Annotated in this window: 13 protein-coding genes; 2 read left to right on the top strand and 11 right to left on the bottom strand. The window is 43.7% G+C overall.

Features of this window, described 5'->3' with window-relative positions; genetic code table 11:
• Positions 1-39: 39 nt before the first annotated feature.
• From recD to DS891_RS01610, 5 genes are all read right to left on the bottom strand, one after another.
• Entirely contained in the window at positions 40-1,917 is a 1,878-nt protein-coding gene (recD, locus tag DS891_RS01630; protein ID WP_174168669.1) for an exodeoxyribonuclease V subunit alpha, read from the bottom strand.
• A complete protein-coding gene (gene recB / locus DS891_RS01625) occupies positions 1,914-5,450 on the bottom strand; it encodes an exodeoxyribonuclease V subunit beta (protein WP_174168668.1) in 3,537 nt (1,178 codons plus the stop codon). The genes recD and recB overlap by 4 nt, the downstream gene beginning before the upstream one ends.
• Positions 5,437-8,694: an exodeoxyribonuclease V subunit gamma gene (gene recC / locus DS891_RS01620; protein WP_174168666.1), complete on the bottom strand. Its 3,258-nt coding sequence runs from the start codon at positions 8,692-8,694 to the stop codon at positions 5,437-5,439. The genes recB and recC overlap by 14 nt, the downstream gene beginning before the upstream one ends.
• A gap of 282 nt (positions 8,695-8,976) precedes the next feature.
• Positions 8,977-10,002, bottom strand: a complete 1,026-nt coding sequence (locus tag DS891_RS01615; protein WP_010605111.1) for a GGDEF domain-containing protein — start codon at positions 10,000-10,002, stop codon at positions 8,977-8,979.
• Positions 10,003-10,307: 305 nt separating this feature from the next.
• Positions 10,308-11,348 carry an alkene reductase gene (locus DS891_RS01610; protein WP_174168664.1) on the bottom strand — a complete coding sequence of 347 codons (1,041 nt, stop codon included), beginning with the start codon at positions 11,346-11,348 and terminating at the stop codon, positions 10,308-10,310.
• 156 nt (positions 11,349-11,504) lie between these two features.
• Between DS891_RS01610 and DS891_RS01605 the strand changes: the two genes are divergently transcribed.
• Positions 11,505-12,083: a TetR/AcrR family transcriptional regulator gene (locus DS891_RS01605; protein WP_010605113.1), complete on the top strand. Its 579-nt coding sequence runs from the start codon at positions 11,505-11,507 to the stop codon at positions 12,081-12,083.
• On the opposite strand, the gene DS891_RS01600 is transcribed toward DS891_RS01605, so the two are convergent.
• From DS891_RS01600 to DS891_RS01590, 3 genes are all read right to left on the bottom strand, one after another.
• Positions 12,080-12,895, bottom strand: coding sequence for a hypothetical protein (locus tag DS891_RS01600; protein ID WP_174168663.1), 816 nt, complete (start codon positions 12,893-12,895; stop codon positions 12,080-12,082). The genes DS891_RS01605 and DS891_RS01600 overlap by 4 nt on opposite strands.
• Before the next feature lie 137 nt (positions 12,896-13,032).
• Positions 13,033-13,434 (bottom strand): hypothetical protein, encoded by a 402-nt coding sequence (locus DS891_RS01595; protein ID WP_174168662.1) that lies wholly within the window; start codon positions 13,432-13,434, stop codon positions 13,033-13,035.
• A gap of 82 nt (positions 13,435-13,516) precedes the next feature.
• Positions 13,517-14,002, bottom strand: a complete 486-nt coding sequence (locus DS891_RS01590; protein ID WP_174168660.1) for a hypothetical protein — start codon at positions 14,000-14,002, stop codon at positions 13,517-13,519.
• A 439-nt stretch (positions 14,003-14,441) separates the two neighbouring features.
• Here DS891_RS01590 and DS891_RS01585 point away from each other — a divergent pair, with 439 nt between their 5' ends.
• Entirely contained in the window at positions 14,442-15,797 is a 1,356-nt protein-coding gene (locus DS891_RS01585; RefSeq protein WP_174168658.1) for a hypothetical protein, read from the top strand.
• Between the two features lie 739 nt (positions 15,798-16,536).
• On the opposite strand, the gene DS891_RS24670 is transcribed toward DS891_RS01585, so the two are convergent.
• Genes DS891_RS24670 through DS891_RS01575 form a run of 3 tightly spaced genes read right to left on the bottom strand, consistent with a single transcriptional unit; the run spans position 16,537 to position 17,452 of the window.
• Entirely contained in the window at positions 16,537-16,671 is a 135-nt protein-coding gene (locus DS891_RS24670; protein WP_302480140.1) for a hypothetical protein, read from the bottom strand.
• Between the two features lie 3 nt (positions 16,672-16,674).
• On the bottom strand, positions 16,675-17,055 hold the full coding sequence (locus DS891_RS01580) for a hypothetical protein (protein ID WP_174168657.1): 381 nt from the start codon (positions 17,053-17,055) through the stop codon (positions 16,675-16,677).
• Positions 17,048-17,452, bottom strand: coding sequence for a virion protein (locus tag DS891_RS01575; protein WP_254605645.1), 405 nt, complete (start codon positions 17,450-17,452; stop codon positions 17,048-17,050). The genes DS891_RS01580 and DS891_RS01575 overlap by 8 nt, the downstream gene beginning before the upstream one ends.
• Positions 17,453-17,475: the final 23 nt, after the last annotated feature.

Below are 17,475 nucleotides of genomic sequence, written 5' to 3'. Positions count from 1 at the left end.
CAAACCACAAAATAAAACAAGTTTTTAACAAAAAATTCATCATTTTGATAGCCGGCTTCGTAAACCACTACTGCGACTTACACTTCGATTCATACCCTGTACTAATACTTTATATTGCGCCACCAATTCAAACTGCTGTTTAGCTCGGGTGATCCCAGTATAAATAAGCTGGCGATTTATCCCCTGCTGTGCGCGTTGAATGGGTGGTAGTATCATTGCCGTGTAAGCAAACTCAGAGCCTTGCGATTTGTGGATAGTCATCACGTATACTCTATCAAAGCTCGGCAATCTTGCAGGATAAAAGCGCCTAACGCAGCCCTGTTCATCAATAAATGATGCCTGTAGCTCACCCTGTTCGTCGCGTAAAATGATCCCGATATCGCCGTTAAACAGTTTCAGCTGGTAATCATTTTGGGTGATCATAATGGGCATACCAACGTAAAACCGTCCTGTCGGTTGCACTAATCCCATTTGACTAAGCTTGAGCTCTATTCTGCGATTTAATTCGTTCACACCGTAAGGCCCCTCTCTCACGGCTGCAAGCAATTGATAACTGGCAAACTCGCTATGAATGATGGCTTCACTCTCACCATGATGAATGGCAAGCAGGTATCGCTGGTATTGCTCCGCCGCTCTGGCAATTAAGGCATTGTAGGTTTCACTATTTAATTCATGATGCTGTATATCGCTAAAACCTTGCCTCAGCACGCTGTCTAATTGCCGCTTATTGTTACTATTTACGGCAAATGCTAACTGACCTATCCCACTTCGACTGTCAAAACGGTGACTTTTTTGTAAAAACGCCAGATTATCTTCCAACATAAAGTCAGCGCTGGTATCACCCGATTCAGGCAAGTTTTGTTTACTCAACTCAGCTAGCTTTGCTTTCAGTGCCTGACTGTAATGTGGTGCTTGCCCAAGCGTTAAGTTTTCACATAAGTCGCTGAGTACGTTACCGGTATCTACCGATGCGAGCTGATCTTTATCGCCGAGCAAAATAAGCCGTGCATGTTTTGGTAGTGCATCCACCAGCTTAGCCATAAGCGATAAGTCCACCATGGATGCTTCGTCAACAATCAGCACATCAACATGCAGCGGGTTATCTTGATTATGACGATAGTGAACGCTATTAGGAATAACGCCTAACAAGCGATGAATAGTTTGCGCCTGCTCCGGCAGTAAATCAGCAAGCGCTGGCGGCAGGTTTAACCTCGCTTTCGCACCAATAATTGACTCACTGAGCCTCGCAGCCGCTTTGCCGGTCGGCGCTACTAGCTTGATGGTCAACGGCGCACTGTTATAAAGCGACTGTAAAATAGCAAGCAGTTTTGTGACCGTCGTGGTTTTTCCTGTGCCGGGACCACCCGTGATGACACAAAATCGCTTAATAATAGCAAGCGTACAAGCCACTTTTTGCCAATCAATGTCTTCTTCACTGGCTGGAAAAAACGACGCCAACAGTGCACTCAGTTTTGCTTCGTCCAGCGTAACATCGGCTTTTGCCAACATTTCAAAGTGTCCAGCAAGCCTTGCTTCATAATTTGCTAATCTCGCCAAGTAGAGCTTATTACCGTATAGCCGAAGCGGCTTATCTTCACCGATCGCAGGATGCTGTGCGAGCGCAGCAAAGGCTATACCTGTGCTTGAAAATGGCGACAACTCTACAGATCCATCCGCAACCGCGTAGCTGAGCTCAAACGGATCCTGATAATTAATACTGTCTAACTCTAAACAACTATGCTGACGTCCATGAGCGATTAATAATAGTAAAAATACATAGAAGTAATCGTCGTAGCCTTGCTGATTCAACAACTTGGCTAACGCGATATCGGCTTTACCAACTCGTTTGTGTTCAAGCAATAACGCTATAAAGCTATGATGATCGAATGCCTCAAAGTCCATACTTAACTGGCTCATACAGACTCCTCAAATAATGCATCTAATTCTAACACCTGCTCTACGCTTAACTGATTGAAGAAAATCCCCTGATTGTCCGGTAATGCACGTAAGAACAAATAGTAGTTTCCACCTAAATGCTGCTCAGGGTTATAGTCCACGAGGCGCTGCTTTAACAAGCGGTGAAGTGCCACGGTATAAATCATATACTGTAAATGATACTGATGAGACGACATCGCGGCATTGAGGTTATCGTAGTGATAATCTTCTGGGCTATCGCCAAGGTAGTTGGACTTGTAATCGAGAACAAAAAACTGTCCTTGCCACTTGAAGATTAAATCAATAAACCCTTTCAACATGCCTGTCACATCATCAAAGTTTAAAAACGACTTTTGTCCAGTGATATCACTGAGGATCTTGTTCAGCTTCACCGCACTGAGTGGTTTCAGTGGCAAATAAAACTCCATTTCAACAATACAGTCGTCCGGTGGCAGCACACCAAGTTGTAAATGAGGATGTGGCGCAAGTGGTGCTGCCAAACAGCTTGTTATCCAGCGCTCAGCGGTCTCTTGCCATTCGGTCGCAATACCAAACTTATCCAAAGATTTAGTGACCGCTTCGGTCAACGTATACTTATCTTCGTTTTTGGGGGAATTCGGTGCGGTAAAATCTATTAGCTCAAAGATTTCGTGCAAACAACTACCCGGCTTGGCGCCCTTAGGAAATGTATAAGAGTTTTTTTCCCGCTCTTGATGCTGCTCAGGTAAGTCCAGTAAATGGTTTTCGTCCACGGCCCCGGCTGGTTTATCACCATGATGCGTGTGATAGCTTAGCTGGCTGAAGCTTGTGGTACGCCAATGGCGTTCAATCTGACCGGTGAAGGTTTTCGCTGACAAAGTTAGAGGCTTGTCTTCAAGCGATATGTTTATCGCTTGCTGTGGCGCGGTGATTTCATCTAATCTTACACATTCCATTGCCGCATGTGCTTTACACAACTGGCTTAAGGCACTTTGCCAAGCCTCGGCACTGTCGAAGGTTTCCGTGCCAAACAAAGCAAATCCTAAAGCCGTTTTGTGCAGCGCAGACTTTTTACTGCGCCCTTGTTGAATGTCGTAAAGCCCAAGCTCGCAATAATGCACCGCACGCGTCAGCGCAACGTAAAGTAAGCGAATATCTTCAGCCAGTCGCTCTTGCTCTGCTTTTTCTTTAGCGTCATCACTGGCTTCAAGGTCGACAACTAACTTATCCCCTTGGTGATAAACTAACGTATCAGGCTCACGAAACCCAAGCGCAAATGGCATAAAGACAATCGGATACTCCAAACCTTTTGATGCGTGCATGGTCACAATTTTCACCAAATTGGCATCGCTCTCTAAACGAATTTGGCTGCTGCCACTCTGGGCGTTATTTAGCTGCGATAAAAACCAACGTAACACACGACCCGTGCCATCAAGTTCTAATTGCTTATGCTGTAAAAGCTCAGCCAAATGGCGGAAGTCAGTAAGCCAACGCTCTACTTCCATTCCCTGCTGCTGCCAAATCACTGGCAGCTCACAAGTTATCAATAAGTGTTCCAGCATCGCCATTGCACCAGAGCGATACCACAGCTGTGTTAACTCACTAAATAGCTGCAAATAACCTTGCCACTGCTGTTCATTAAACTGCAAGTCGTACAGTGCTTGGTTGTTTAAATAAAATAATGGTCCCGCAAGCACGCCTCTGAGCGCCGCTTCGTCGTAACTCCCGTGCAGTACATCAAGCAGTTGATACAACGCGATTGCTAGCGGCTGCCTAAATACACTATCTCTGGCAAGGTACACACTGGCAATATCGAGTTGATTTAAGGCTCGTTTTATCAAGCTCGCTTCTATGCGGTCGCGAACTAACACACAGATATCCGCTGGCACAACTGGGTTTTCGCCAATCTTCGCAACCCCCGACCGCCCTTGCTCGATAAGCGCTGCAACTCGACCTGCGAACGCCTGACTTAGCCGCGCTTGCGCGGCACTTTTATTAAGCGCTTCATCCTCATTTGGTAATACACTGAAGCGCAGAGCTGACGACTTTTTAGACGCGATAGTAAATTGCGCATCCTCGGCTTTACCTTGCGCGCTCACCTCAATGAAAGGGATATCTTTGTTGTAGATAAAACTATTGGGATGGCGAGTAAATATCGTATTCACTGCGGCAACCACGTCACTATCGGAGCGATAATTGGTTGCAAGCGTATACTGCCTGCCTTGCGCAACTCCTTGCTTTGCACCGATATAAGTAAAAATATCCGCTCCACGAAAGCCGTAAATGGCTTGTTTTGGGTCGCCTATCAAGGTTAATGCCGTATTTTTCTTTGCATAAACTCGGCTGAAAATCCCATATTGGATGGGATCGGTATCCTGAAACTCATCTATCATAGCAACCGGATATTGCAATGCAATTTTTTCGGCTAAGCACTCACCACTGTCGCCCATCAGCGCTTGATGCAGCTGCTTAAGTAAATCGTCGGGAGAGATCAAGCCATATTCTTCTTTGTGGGCGTGAAGCAAAGCTCTTACCTCAGTCACCGCTTGTTGCACTAACGCGATTTTAAGCCCACTCCCGACCAATTGATGGAGCTCTGCCAAGGTATCAAAGTGACGAATAAGTTCGTGCTCCAGCGGCGTTGTATTTTTTTTATATTGAGCAACATCAGCAAGGCTTTCACTGCCCCAAAGTCCAAACGAGTGATTGCTGCTACCAAACTCAAACCACCACTGCTCGCTGTTGACATAATTCTCAAGAGCTTGAAGGTTATCCTTTCGCCCTGGTGCACGATTGCCTGCCAGCCCCGATTTTTTCAACACATTGATGTAGTCAGCTTTGACTATTTCGGCCTTTAGCCACAGTGCTAATGTTTGGTATTTTTCACGTGCGGCAAACACTGCATCTAAGGAAACAGAGGGTTTAATTTCGGCATTTTCTCTTGCTAATAACGGTCTAACTTGCTTCGCCAGTGCATAAGGCGTAGCAAATTGCTCTATCACAGCCTGTGTTTTTTCTGTGTCTAGCGGGTAGACAAAACGTCGCCAATGATCTGCCATCGCGGCATCAATCAGCTCGCTCTCATCGAGAATAAATTCGAGGTTAAATGCCACCTTAGACTCAAAAGCGTGTTGCTTCAGCATTCTTTGGCAAAAGCCATGAATGGTGAATATCGCGGCCTCATCCATTGACTTAGCGGCAGCATCAAGGAGATCAAAGGCGCGCTTTTTATCTTCAATTTGCGCCAAAATGGCATTGATCAGTTCATCTTTACAGACTTCACCTAGTAGCACGTCTCGAGCTTGAATAATGCGTTTTCTCACTCGGTCTTTGATCTCTTGTGTTGCCGCTTCTGTGAAAGTTACCACTAAGATTTGTTCAACGCTTAACGGCTCATGTTGTTGATCAGAAGTGCGCAAGCCTAGTAAATAACGCAGATATAAACCGGTGATGGTGTAAGTTTTCCCCGTGCCTGCACTGGCTTCAATTAGGTTTTGGCCACTTAAAGGCATAGTAATGGGGTTAAGCATCTCCATGACGTACCTCCTCAGCGGCATTAAGAATAGGTGTTAACAAAGTAAGGCTAAGTGCGCAAAAACGCGCTTCATGAGCTGACAAATCGCTAAAGCATAGTTGAACATAGGGATCTTCTCCCTCTCCTCGACCAACATATTGCGGCTTAAATTTATATGCGGCCTTTTTAATATCCTGTGTCTTGGCGTATTCCATGCTAGAACTTGGGAAAAATGCCACAGGTTCGCTCAGCGCTTGTTTATAAAAAGCCAGCCACTGCTCCAAATATTGCTGAGCTTGTGGTTGTGAAATAGCGGTAAAGTGCACGCTTTGATCTAGCCCAACAATATAAGTCGTGACTTCATGCCCCATTACGCAAGCCGCGCAGTGATGTAAAAACCCTTTAATTAAATCTTTCGCTTTAATACTGGCGCTGCGATAGTACACTTGCCTGTTTTCATACACACAATCAAGCCAGCCAACCAGCAAATGCTCTGCAATACCAAGTTTTAGCTCTAGAGGCTCCTTTGCTTCATTAAGCAAAGGCGTTAGTACCTTAACCATAGGTTCAACGCGGGTCAGCAGCCCCTCTAGCTGTAGTTTGCCGATGTTCGCTTGTGGCAGCGAGCCTCGTTGTAAAATCTGTTCAAGATTTAAGGACCGTTGTTGTAGCTGAGCATCCAGCACTTCATCTAAATATTGATAGCGCTCCAATGCATCTAAGGCGAAAGGCTCTTCATCAAGTGTTAACGCTTCTATTGGTTTGAGTTTAATACCCAGCGCTTGCTGATAAAATAACTTTTGCGGCTCGCAAACGCCTCGCAGCAAATCGCTAAACTCAATTTCTGCGTCTAAAACTGGTACTAACGGTTTTACCTCATCAGCATGCGCCGCCCTATGCTGCCAAAGCCAAGTACGATTGTAGCTCTGTAGTGAGCCCGCTTTAAAATGTTCGGGATTAAAAGGTTGTAATGGCAGCTGTGAAGTTAATCGAGTGACTAAAGACTGCTTTGGCATGTCTTCGAAGTAAAAGCTGCGATCTAAATATTCTGTCAATTCGCTGACTAAAACGGATGGCACTTGGGCTTCGTTGTTAAAACAAGAGCGGCCAATATAACTGATATACAAGTTTTCTCGAGCACTGAGTAAGGCTTCTAAGAACAAGTATCTGTCGTCTAGTTTTCGTGAGCGATCGCCTTTACGTCTCGTGGAGTGTGCGACTAAATCAAAACCAATAGGCTGCACGGTACGAGGATAGTCCGCGTCATTTAGACCAAGCATACACACCACTTTAAATGGAATAGCACGCATCGGCATCAGCGTACAAAAGTTTACCGCTCCGGCTAAAAAGCGCTGCCCAACCCCTTTTTCTCTGACGCCTTGCTTAACCAAATACGCTAATATTTTTGCTGAGACTGGCGCTTGAATATCGCCATTTTCATGGTGTTTTTCGATATTCTCTATAATCTGCTCAAGCTTAAGTAAATCCCAACTCTGTTCAGATTCTGACGAGTAAAATAGCGCCATGGCTTCACGTAGAATTGCTGCAAAACTCGTTAAGGTCTTTTCGCTGCTGAGTTGTAGTTTTAACCAGATAAGCGCATCAACAAAGCCGATAAGCTTGTTAAGTACCGCCACCGACATACCTTCGACTTCATCAGCAGGATAAATGGAAGCGAACGGTGTCTGTTCATCGTTTGTTGCAACCCCTAAGAGCAAACGGTTGAGTCCATGCTGCCACGTATTTAGTGGTATTTTTGGCAAGCCATATTCGCTTTTATGGCTGTCGTTTAGGCCCCATTTAACACTGACCTGATCAAGCCAATAGCGAATTAAGTCAAACTCATGGCTTTCAAGGTTAAACTGTTCGGCGATCGGCGCAACGCCCAGCAAATCGAGAATATCCGACACGCAAAAACGGTTATTGGGTAAGTCTGTCAACGTCACAAAAGACGTTAAAATAGGCCGCTCTTGCTCAATTGCAAGATCAGAAATCGCATAGGGGATCCGCAGATTGTCCTCACTACTGTCAAACACAGCTTTAATAAATGGCGAATAGGTGCCCACATCAGGCATCATGACGATAATGTCTTTAGGCGTCAGACTAGGGTTTTGTTCAAACTGATTGAGTAAGTAATCATGGAGCCGCTCGACCTCACGCAGTGGCGTATGGCAATCCTGAAAAACGATACTGGTATCATCGGCCATAATGGGTAACTTGCCCTGCTGCGAAACAAACCAATTTGGATCAGCAGTTAACGACTCTCCTTTAAATGCCAACTGGTAGATCTCTTGCTGAACCTGACCAAGCAGACTGTCATCAAACGCGTCATCAAATCCATCAATCCAACTGGCATCAAGCTGCAATAATTGCTCAAAATAGTCACGCCCGAGCTTTCCCCATGAAGAGAGTAGTGGATTGCCAACGTAATAATACTCGCCGTCTTTCGCTTCGAGCTCTGGCATTTTGGCGTATTTTGCGGCGACTTTAGCTTGAGTCTTCTCATCGACTAAATCTCCCCAGTAGTGTTCACTAGGGTTAAAAAAGAATAAAAATACATTCGTTTTTTGGCCAAGCGATTGAAAAATATCAAGTTGGCTGGTTGATATTGCCGACAGTCCAAATATACAGATCCGCTCGGGAAGTTTGCCTTCTGGTGCATTGGCCAGCCCTTGCAGTAACTGATCGTGCATGTTGGCACGGTGATATGGACTTTGTTCAAGTGCTTCAACATGGTGGACTAAACGACGCCAGAGATCAGGCTGCCAAGGGGCGATGGCTTCAACATCCACATCTATAAGCGCATCTTGGCCCTGATCCCAAAATTCAATCCACTGGGGGCGATACATTAAATATTGGTCAAAAACGTCGGCAATTTTTTCACACAACGCAAAGAGTTTAATTCCTGAAGGGTCGTCACCTAAATAGTGCTTAAGCGCAATATATTGAGGCTTATCAATGCAGCCGGGTAATAGCGTAAATAGTTTCCAAGTCATATTGCCTTTATTAAAAGCGGATTCCTTGGGAACATCATCAATGAAATTTTGATATAGCTTCCAAATGAAGCTAGATGGTAATGGAAAGTCGACTTGTGCACTTATCCCTAAGTGTTGACTCATGCCTAGTTTGAGCCATTCAGACATACCAGGAGATTGTACTAACACCACTTCTTTTGCAAAAGGATTTGCGAGCGGTGCCGATTTTATGAGTGTGCAGAGTTGTGCCTGCAAGATTTCCATTCGATTCGATTGGATGATGTGTAACATGTTGTCTGCCATGCAGTTTAACGCTGTATTAAGTGTATCGGAATCTTCCTATAAGCGGTAGTTATTGAAGTTATTGCGAGTGCACTTGAGTAGAAAATCAACAACCGCCGCTTCTCAGAAACACTTTTATACCTATTTAACCTGAGTTTCGTATAATTAATGCCTTTCTAGCAGAAAGTTTTAGCGCTCATTGCATTCACTTGTTCTAAATGAGAAATTTTTAACACAGCTAGCGTCAGATTTAATCCCTCAAATTGAGCACCTTATTAAACCAAATTGGTATTAGAACAAATCTATATCAGAGCTCTCTTCCGGCGCTTCAATTTTATGCTCAGACAGCAACGCTTCGTAAAAACAAAGCATATCGCGACCGTTATCTTTTGCGTAATAAAGTGCTTTGTCGGCATTTTCAAGCACAGTGATAGGGAAATCATATGGACTAATGCGAGACATTCCAACACTGACGGTGAGCTTTTTTACGAATGGAAAGTGAGTATTTCGTACCAACTCCATAAACTCGTCCATCTTAGCTTTTATCGAATCGTAATCGGTTGGCTCAAAGACCAGTACAAATTCTTCGCCACCGAAGCGAAACAATAAGTCTGTGGATCGAAAAAACTGACGCATACGCTGCGCTAATAACAGTAAAACCTCATCTCCGCATACATGTCCGTAGTTATCGTTGACTTTTTTGAAGTGATCGATATCCATGATAGCAAGCCAGGAGGTTGCGCCTTTATGCACCGAGCGCACATCACCATGCCATACCGTTTTGTGTTGTTTGATAACTTGCTTTTCAATCAGTTGCTTTAAACGTTTTTCAAAGGTTTGACGGTTCAGTAGTCCGGTGAGTTTATCACGCTCGTTTTCGTGAAGAATGGTGAGATAATTTTCAAAAATGCGGCAAAATGCATTAAGTAATACTTGATCTGCACTCGACAAGCCCGTACTGATAACTGCTATTGCACCAACCGGCTTTTCCTGAAGGCTGATTGGCACCCAACGATGCTCAGTGCCATCTTTCGCTTGTACCGTAATTATACAGGCCGACTGCAAGCAAGAAATTAATTCCTTATCTGGCTCTTTAACTAGGCTTCGCTCTTCCCAATCAAATTCCTTATCGGAGAGTTTTCTTAAGAGCAGGCTTCTCTCTATCGCGATCTCTCCAGGAACGAGCAAGTCCTTATAGACAGCGACCTCTTTACAGCCTATGAACTCTTGAATAGTAGATACTAAGCTATATTCAAGAGAATCAACGTCTCTCGTTTTTGTTATTTTGATAACGGAATTTAGTAAATCTTCTTGCATGTCCGACGCACTCACAACTGCATTGCTGGCATATTATTACACACTTAGCGAACAAATAAACTCCAAAGTACTCCTTTATTCCTATCAATGTTAAAAAATAAGCTACAATCCAGTTGATTATTAATTAGCAAATACTTGAGGGTTAAACACTTAACTGCTCTCAAGCTTAATTGATAAAGATGACAACTTTTGCATCAAAAGTTTTCGCTTTACCACTGACGCCTGCTTTAAGCTTATGCAATGTACAAAAAAATGCCAAACTTAAGTGTTTGGCATTGCTATAAATTCATACTTATGGATTGGTTTTATTCTAATGTTGCAAGCATAGACTCATCATACTCTTTCACGGCTTGACCAGCTTGCACCTTCTCCACATAATCAGGATTAGCAATAAACGGCCTACCAATGGCTAATAAGTCAAATTGTTGGTTTTGGATAGCCTCAGCACCTGATTCAGCCGTATAACTCCCCACACCTACTAACGTCCCTTTATAAATGCTGCGTAAGTAAGCTGAAGCACTGCCGCCCAAATAATCAAACTCCATTGCATCGTCGAAAATGCCCAGATGCAGATAGGCTAAGTTGCGACTGTTTAACGCTTTAAGTAGGTAGTCAAATACCGCTCTGTCTCTTTGGTCGCCATCCATATTGAAGTAAGCACCCGGTGACACTCTCAGACCCACTCTGTCGGCACCAATACGCTCAGCGATAGCATCTGTCACCTCCAAAGCAAATCGGCTCATATTTTCTGGTGTTTGACCATACTCATCGGTACGCTGATTCGCAGCGTAATGTAAAAACTGGTCAATTAAATAACCATTGGCACCATGAATTTCAACCCCATCAAAACCTGCTTTTATCGCGTTTGCTGCCGCTTGGGCATAGTCGGCAATGAGTTTTGTAATATCTTCCTTCGTCGCCGCTTTTGGCGTTTGGTAGGTTAAATCACGCATTCTTGGAATTGAACCTTCGATACCAATAGCCGACGGTGCTAAAACTTCTCCGTCAAAAAAGTACGGGTGCGCAACACGCCCAACGTGCCACAATTGCGCAAACATTTTCCCCCCCTCAGCGTGTACAGCATCGGTTACTTTTTTCCACCCTGCAATTTGTGCTTGTGTAAACAAACCTGGGGTATTCGGGTAGCCTTGCCCATCAGGACGAATAATCGTCGCTTCACTAATGATTAATCCTGCTTTGGCTCGCTTAGCATAGTACTTCACCATGTCATCGGTAGGAACTAAATCGTCGTCTGCCATACAGCGCGTCAATGGCGCCATCAAGATGCGATTATTGAGTGATATCGTGTTATTTAGCTTAACATTTTCAAAAAGTACCTGTGGCATGCGTGTCTCTCCATATTTGAATATACATTCAAGATATGGATTCTTGAATCATTATTCAAGTTAAACCTTTACATTTTTTTCATTGTTATCAAAAATAGGGGTGAAGTATTGGTATAATGACGACGTTTAAACCCACTTGGTGCACCTAGGAAATCGATGAGAACAGCAGAGTTTGATAGAGAAACCGTACTGAGAAATGCCATGCAAGCATTTATGACTTATGGCTACAATAAAACCAGTATGCCCAAACTGACCGAAGTAACCGGACTCCATCCTGGTTCTATCTACTGTGCGTTCAAAAATAAAAAAGGTTTGCTATTAGCCGCTATAGATCAATATCAAGCAGACCGACGAGTGCATTATCAACAGCTGTTCGAAAACAGCACCAGCCTTCGCTGCGCACTTGAGCGATTCTTACAAGATCTCGTCGGTGAGTGTTTGGGCGACGAGTCAAAGAAAGTGTGTTTGCTCACCAAAACGCTTAATGAAATTGGCGAGCAGGATGCGGAAATTCAAACGGCACTCAGCGCTAACTTGCACCAATTTGAATCACTGATCAGGCAACAATTTTTAATGGTTTGGCCCGATAGTGAAGCATTAAGTGAAGATGAAGCCACAAAGAGAGCGCGTTTTTTCATTATGTCTGTATATGGTATCCGAACTTATGCAGCGACTCAGTGCGACAGCTCACACCTAAATGCACTGGCGGATAGGTTATTGGAGGTCTCTATTTAAAGCCGAGAGCTTTGAGCTTGGCTAAACTGCCGTTTAAACGTATCGTGTAAACTCTTGTCTATGAATTCGAGATGCCAGTTAATAAAGCGCTCGTCCACCGTCAAGCCCGCCAATACAGAATTAACCGCTGCTAAAAACCCGCGTGTAACGGGTGTATCCCGACAAGCGATATGCCCAGTAATAAATGGAGCAAAACCACTAACCGCAATTGGTACGGGTTTTTCTGATGCGTCTTTCGCGTGGTATGCAATAACCGAGGGATACTCAAGCAGCAACTCAAAGCGCTTGCTCATCAACATAGAATACATTTGTGCTTCGTTTTCGCTGCCTTCTTTCACGTAGAGCTGATCTGCTGGTGTCTGCTGTATCATGGCATCGGCAATATCACCATATGAGCGCTCTTTTTCTACGCCCAACAACCATTTGGGATGACTCGTTAACAATGCTTCTAGGTTTTGCTCGGTTTGTGCAGACGACAATTGCGCGGAAGGTGCAGCAAAAACTTGTAGCCCTAAAAAGTAAGTGGTCGGCTCAGAAAATAGTAATGTTTTACTGCGCGCTTTATTCACAACTAAGTTTCTAACACACTCCCCTTCACCACCTGCAATATTTTTAAGCGCACGATCAACACTGGCATCAGACTGTGTAATCTCAAACTGAGTTAATTGGCTTTGCAGATAGGAAAATACACGACTCTCAGTGAGGACACCTTGAGAAGGGTTATTGTAAATTGTGATTGCTTGCGGCTGGGGCTGAGCGATTGAATAGCTACAACAAAGTAGCAAACCAGATAGTATGCCAAGTCTATTCATTGATATGTCCTTTTATTTCCCGTTGATACTTCCCACAGTAGTCTATTTTATACTGCAAATTATATCGTTGGAACAGATTCAAAATAAGTAAAACTGCAATTCGTCCTCTTCCGGATGTTTTCACACAACCATTTTATTTACTTTCGATACTTTTCATAGAAAGAGTCAATTGAGCATTCAAATAGCGCTTTTATATGATTTTTAGCCTCTGGAATTGAGACAAGCTCAAAATCGACGGAAACAGATTTACCACCAAATAGTCCAAAAGTAGCTGGCTTAGACACAACATCCAAAGTCAGTAATCCGCTGTTATTTTCTATTGGTGTCAATTGGTAAGAGGCGCATTTACCGCCTTCATCGCCAAGTATAAAAAAGAACCCGCCACCTTCCCCAAGTGCCTCAAACAATTCCAATTCTTTGTCCCAAGGGTAATGATCAATAACATCCCAAGCTTCACGATAAGAACGTAGTTCTTTTTCATAATTGATCAGCTCAGTGCTGCCGTCACGATGTTGGTAATAGACTTTAACTCGCCTCATTAAACTTTCCTTATCCACTAACATCACATTTTTTGAGAATTTGCTGCCGGAGAAAAGCCTTCAGCAGCTTAGTTGACATACTCTACATTTTCGCCACAAATACGTCATGTATTTTCTCTCGCGTTAGCTGGTTGAAATCACCGTCATGATAGTTTTCGACATATTCAATAAAGGCGCTTGGAGTGATAGTAATAGCTGACAGAAGCCAGCTCGAACCGTCATCTTCATCATTATTAAACTCTACAGCTCCCCGAGACCTAGTCGCTTCATTATCAAGTCGCCAAATGCAAAACGTGACCTCTTCTATTTCGAAAGCCTCGTCATTCAGTACTTCCAACAGCTCTGTCGGCGCTCCCTCGTACATCCCAAGCCGTACACCGTACTCTTCTTGAGCATGAGGGCTAACTTCCGACTCATGATCGAACCCCTTGATAAGGATCGACTCGTCTTTAATCACAACAACAATATTGTCGCCGCCCCCATTTTCGTAAGTCGCGATATCAATACCAGAGGCCCAATTTTCGGTATAAGTAAAACAGCGCAAATACTCATCATCAGATGATTTCAATATCTAATGCCGCACTGGCCTTAAGAGCCAACTTCAATTCCTTATTTGATATTTTGTTGAGTTCCATCTCTTTCTCTATGTTGGAGGTGAGTTATTATGTAATTTAGCACTTTCTAAGGTCTAAATTATGATGAGTGTCGCTGCTTTTTTGACTTTCAGAGTCAACTTCCGGAGCAGCTTAATTATGCTACTATCGAGCTTATAGTAAAATCCTAATAGGAACGCAGAAATTTCTCCTAATGCTTCAGGGGGTTTGACTATATCTTATGACTAAGAGCGGATGTTTTAGCACCAATAATACATCATGTAAATGCATCAAGTAGTCTCAACTATATAAAACCAAACAGAGAGAAAAATGTTTCTTTCTACTATTTTACTAACGAATGCTGACTTAACCCTTCATATAAGAAAGGGTTAAGTAAGCACAGGGACAGACAATATGGATATATCAAATACCCAATGGCATGCTAAAACCAAAGCTTCGCCTGCTACCTCATATCGTTCGAATACGGATACCAACCAGAACAATGCACGCAATACACAGGTGTCTGTTTCTTCATTGGCTGTGAAACTAAAAGAAGCACAACAGGCGATTGACGCAGCTCGTTTAAATCAGCAATCATTTCCACAGGATAACAACGTTTTAACGTGGCAAGCGCAAAGCAATCAAGAAGAGATTAATTCGGCTAAGTGGGAGTTTGAGCAACTGTCAAAACCTCAACTGGAGACTATCGCCATGGATCCCAGTAATACCTTTTCAAAAGCAGAGAAGACTGCTGCTTACGAAAAGTGGCATGCACTTGATCAACGAGCGTTGTCTGAGCTGAAGCGGAACGCCCTCAATGATGATAATGCAATGACATCATTTGAAGCTGCGCTATACACACATAGCCAGACATTCTCAGAACTCGGTAAAGCTATGCTCCCTGATGATTATCTTTCGCAAGCACAGTCACACTTCGAGTCAGCGCTCCAAGACATGAACTTATCAGCGCATACAATGAGCAATCAAGCTGAGCATTACTATAGCCTAATGGTTACAGATCTGTTTGCTGGCAATGAACCTAAAGTGCACAATGGCGCTGAAGGGATGTCTTCACATAACTTAGAACGCAGCAACTATGACTTCTTGACTCATAAAGACAGATTTATGCTGGCTGATATGTATGAATATGCAGAAAAAAGTGGCATAGATTTCGAGTATATTCAAAAACTTGCTAGTGACATAGGAAACTACCGACGACATGATGACGGCAAATTACTCAGTAATTTCAACGAGGGGCATTTTAATACCGAAGGCCAAAAGCTCACTGTCGGATTTACGCAAAGAGATCAAGCCTCTATAGATCGCCTGATGAATAATGGTGCACTATCTTCCAGTGCTCTGGACGCGGGCTTTGTATCTTTTATCACAGACCCAGGCCTTGGCGCACTCTCTCACCAAGGCAGCTACCAGTTTCTGGCACATATAGCAGAAGTAACAGCCGGTATTGCGACCAGTGACTCAGCAACGGAATTTAAAACGTTCACCGAGGCAAGTAGCATCAACGAGCGCTATGTCATGACCCAATCTGAAGAAAGTATTTCCCTCCCAGAACCGGATGTGACATGCAAAAACGGGGTCTGTGAGGTAACCGAAAAAGGACGGAAAAATGGCGTAACCTTAACGCAAAATACTCAAGTGCTCGCACCGCCTATTGAGTTCAAGCCCGCTCAATTTGATACCCTATTCCACCTACAAACCGACCCCGATACTCAGAAATCACTCTGGTTCGAATGGCTTATAGAAAAGTAATTACTTAAACTTAAAGCGGGCATTTCGTATTTTTGTAAATAAGATAGCGAAGTTATCTCCACCTTATGTTCGTTTGACTTAATATCTATCGCTGAGACATTTAAGTTAAAATAAATCATAGATACCCACCTCAAATTCGGATGGCTGTGCTGTCTGCAACTCCAACCGATAATCTAAGGCTAAATGCACAAGCAAAGATATTTTAAATAAAAATGACGTAAGCCAGAATGGCTTTTTAAGATGCGCTGTATTGAGGAAATAAAAATGATGTTTAGGGTTATCATAGCCCCAGAATGTCCCCAAAAGTACGAGCAGCTTTTAGTAGATAATTGATTTGAATAAAGAAGGAATGGCGGAGAGAGAGGGAGTCGAACCCCAAAAAGCAATGTGAATACCCCTACATACCCCGCCATATCTACGTTTTAGAATTTAGCAGTGGATATGTTGGGGTATGTTTTTCTCTGGGATAGCCCCAAAATGTCCCCAACTTTACTGGATTTTCTCTTTGATTTCTTTGACCGATTCCTTGAGCCATTTAATATCTGTTTTGTTGGTCGTTACAGCGCCATACAAAAATATGGCGTTAGCCAGTATCGTGAGTNGCGGAGAGAGAGGGAGTCGAACCCCAAAAAGCAATGTGAATACCCCTACATACCCCGCCATATCTACGTTTTAGAATTTAGCAGTGGATATGTTGGGGTATGTTTTTCTCTGGGATAGCCCCAAAATGTCCCCAACTTTACTGGATTTTCTCTTTGATTTCTTTGACCGATTCCTTGAGCCATTTAATATCTGTTTTGTTGGTCGTTACAGCGCCATACAAAAATATGGCGTTAGCCAGTATCGTGAGTATCGTATCTTGACTGATATCCATGCCTTACCTCGCTTGCACAGTTGCTACGGTTTGTGGTGAGACCTCACCGTCTAACAACACCTGATACTCAGGCCGCAGCCTCATTTCAGCATCAAAAATGGTGTCCACCAATGCCTGATTTTTAGGGTTCAGCTTGATAACCGCTTCCAGCCACAGCTCATCTTTGACCTTGTAACTAAAATCCAGTTTTGATTTATCGAGGAAAAAGCCCGCCCATGCTCGTTCAATATCATGCGAGCCGTTCGCCTGAAATTGCAGTTTGGCCAGCAGATTCCCGAGCGGTTCGGTAAATGATTTTGAGCCGCTATTTATGTATTGGTAAATGTAGTAAACGCCCCCAATAGTGAGCAATAGACTCAGGTTTTTGCTAATGAAGTTACCCATAGAATCCCCACTGAAAACCGCGCTGAATTTCATCCATGGAATACGGCTGCTCACCATTTTCCATTTGAATCATAGCCTCAATCACCCGTGGGTATTCGCTATCATCCAGTGTTTTATTACTGTCCACATTGGCTCTGCTCGACACGAACGCGATATATCCTGCCGTGTCATTCTCATTGGGTGGAGCCCATCGGCTAATAATGTCGCTGACATTTCGAATATCGTATTTATGCGCATAGGTTCGCAGAATGCGAGCGGCGGCACGAATACCATGCTCAGCGGTTTCAAAAATGGCAAAACGACCATCATTGCCCACTAACCCAACCCAATTTTCACCCGCTTCAATATTCAACGGGTTGTTATTGCGGATACCCCGCGCAGCTTGTTGCGTTGTCATATATACCCCTATTCCCAAAACAA

Source organism: Pseudoalteromonas sp. JC28, from assembly GCF_013319255.1.
Taxonomy (GTDB): Bacteria; Pseudomonadota; Gammaproteobacteria; order Enterobacterales; family Alteromonadaceae; genus Pseudoalteromonas.
The sequence above is the reverse complement of the archived record's forward strand: the minus strand, read 5'-3'. Positions and strand labels throughout refer to the sequence as shown.

What these genes read in the sequence shown, in the direction of transcription:
- recB (WP_174168668.1), bottom strand. Translation starts at nt 5,450, where the DNA reads ATGGAGATGCTTAACCCCATTACTATGCCTTTAAGTGGCCAAAACCTA.
- DS891_RS01575 (WP_254605645.1), bottom strand. Translation starts at nt 17,452, where the DNA reads ATGACAACGCAACAAGCTGCGCGGGGTATCCGCAATAACAACCCGTTG.
- DS891_RS01585 (WP_174168658.1), top strand. Translation starts at nt 14,442, where the DNA reads ATGGATATATCAAATACCCAATGGCATGCTAAAACCAAAGCTTCGCCT.
- DS891_RS01615 (WP_010605111.1), bottom strand. Translation starts at nt 10,002, where the DNA reads ATGCAAGAAGATTTACTAAATTCCGTTATCAAAATAACAAAAACGAGA.
- DS891_RS01595 (WP_174168662.1), bottom strand. Translation starts at nt 13,434, where the DNA reads ATGAGGCGAGTTAAAGTCTATTACCAACATCGTGACGGCAGCACTGAG.
- DS891_RS01580 (WP_174168657.1), bottom strand. Translation starts at nt 17,055, where the DNA reads ATGGGTAACTTCATTAGCAAAAACCTGAGTCTATTGCTCACTATTGGG.
- DS891_RS01610 (WP_174168664.1), bottom strand. Translation starts at nt 11,348, where the DNA reads ATGCCACAGGTACTTTTTGAAAATGTTAAGCTAAATAACACGATATCA.
- recC (WP_174168666.1), bottom strand. Translation starts at nt 8,694, where the DNA reads ATGTTACACATCATCCAATCGAATCGAATGGAAATCTTGCAGGCACAA.
- DS891_RS01605 (WP_010605113.1), top strand. Translation starts at nt 11,505, where the DNA reads ATGAGAACAGCAGAGTTTGATAGAGAAACCGTACTGAGAAATGCCATG.
- DS891_RS24670 (WP_302480140.1), bottom strand. Translation starts at nt 16,671, where the DNA reads ATGGATATCAGTCAAGATACGATACTCACGATACTGGCTAACGCCATA.
- recD (WP_174168669.1), bottom strand. Translation starts at nt 1,917, where the DNA reads ATGAGCCAGTTAAGTATGGACTTTGAGGCATTCGATCATCATAGCTTT.
- DS891_RS01600 (WP_174168663.1), bottom strand. Translation starts at nt 12,895, where the DNA reads ATGAATAGACTTGGCATACTATCTGGTTTGCTACTTTGTTGTAGCTAT.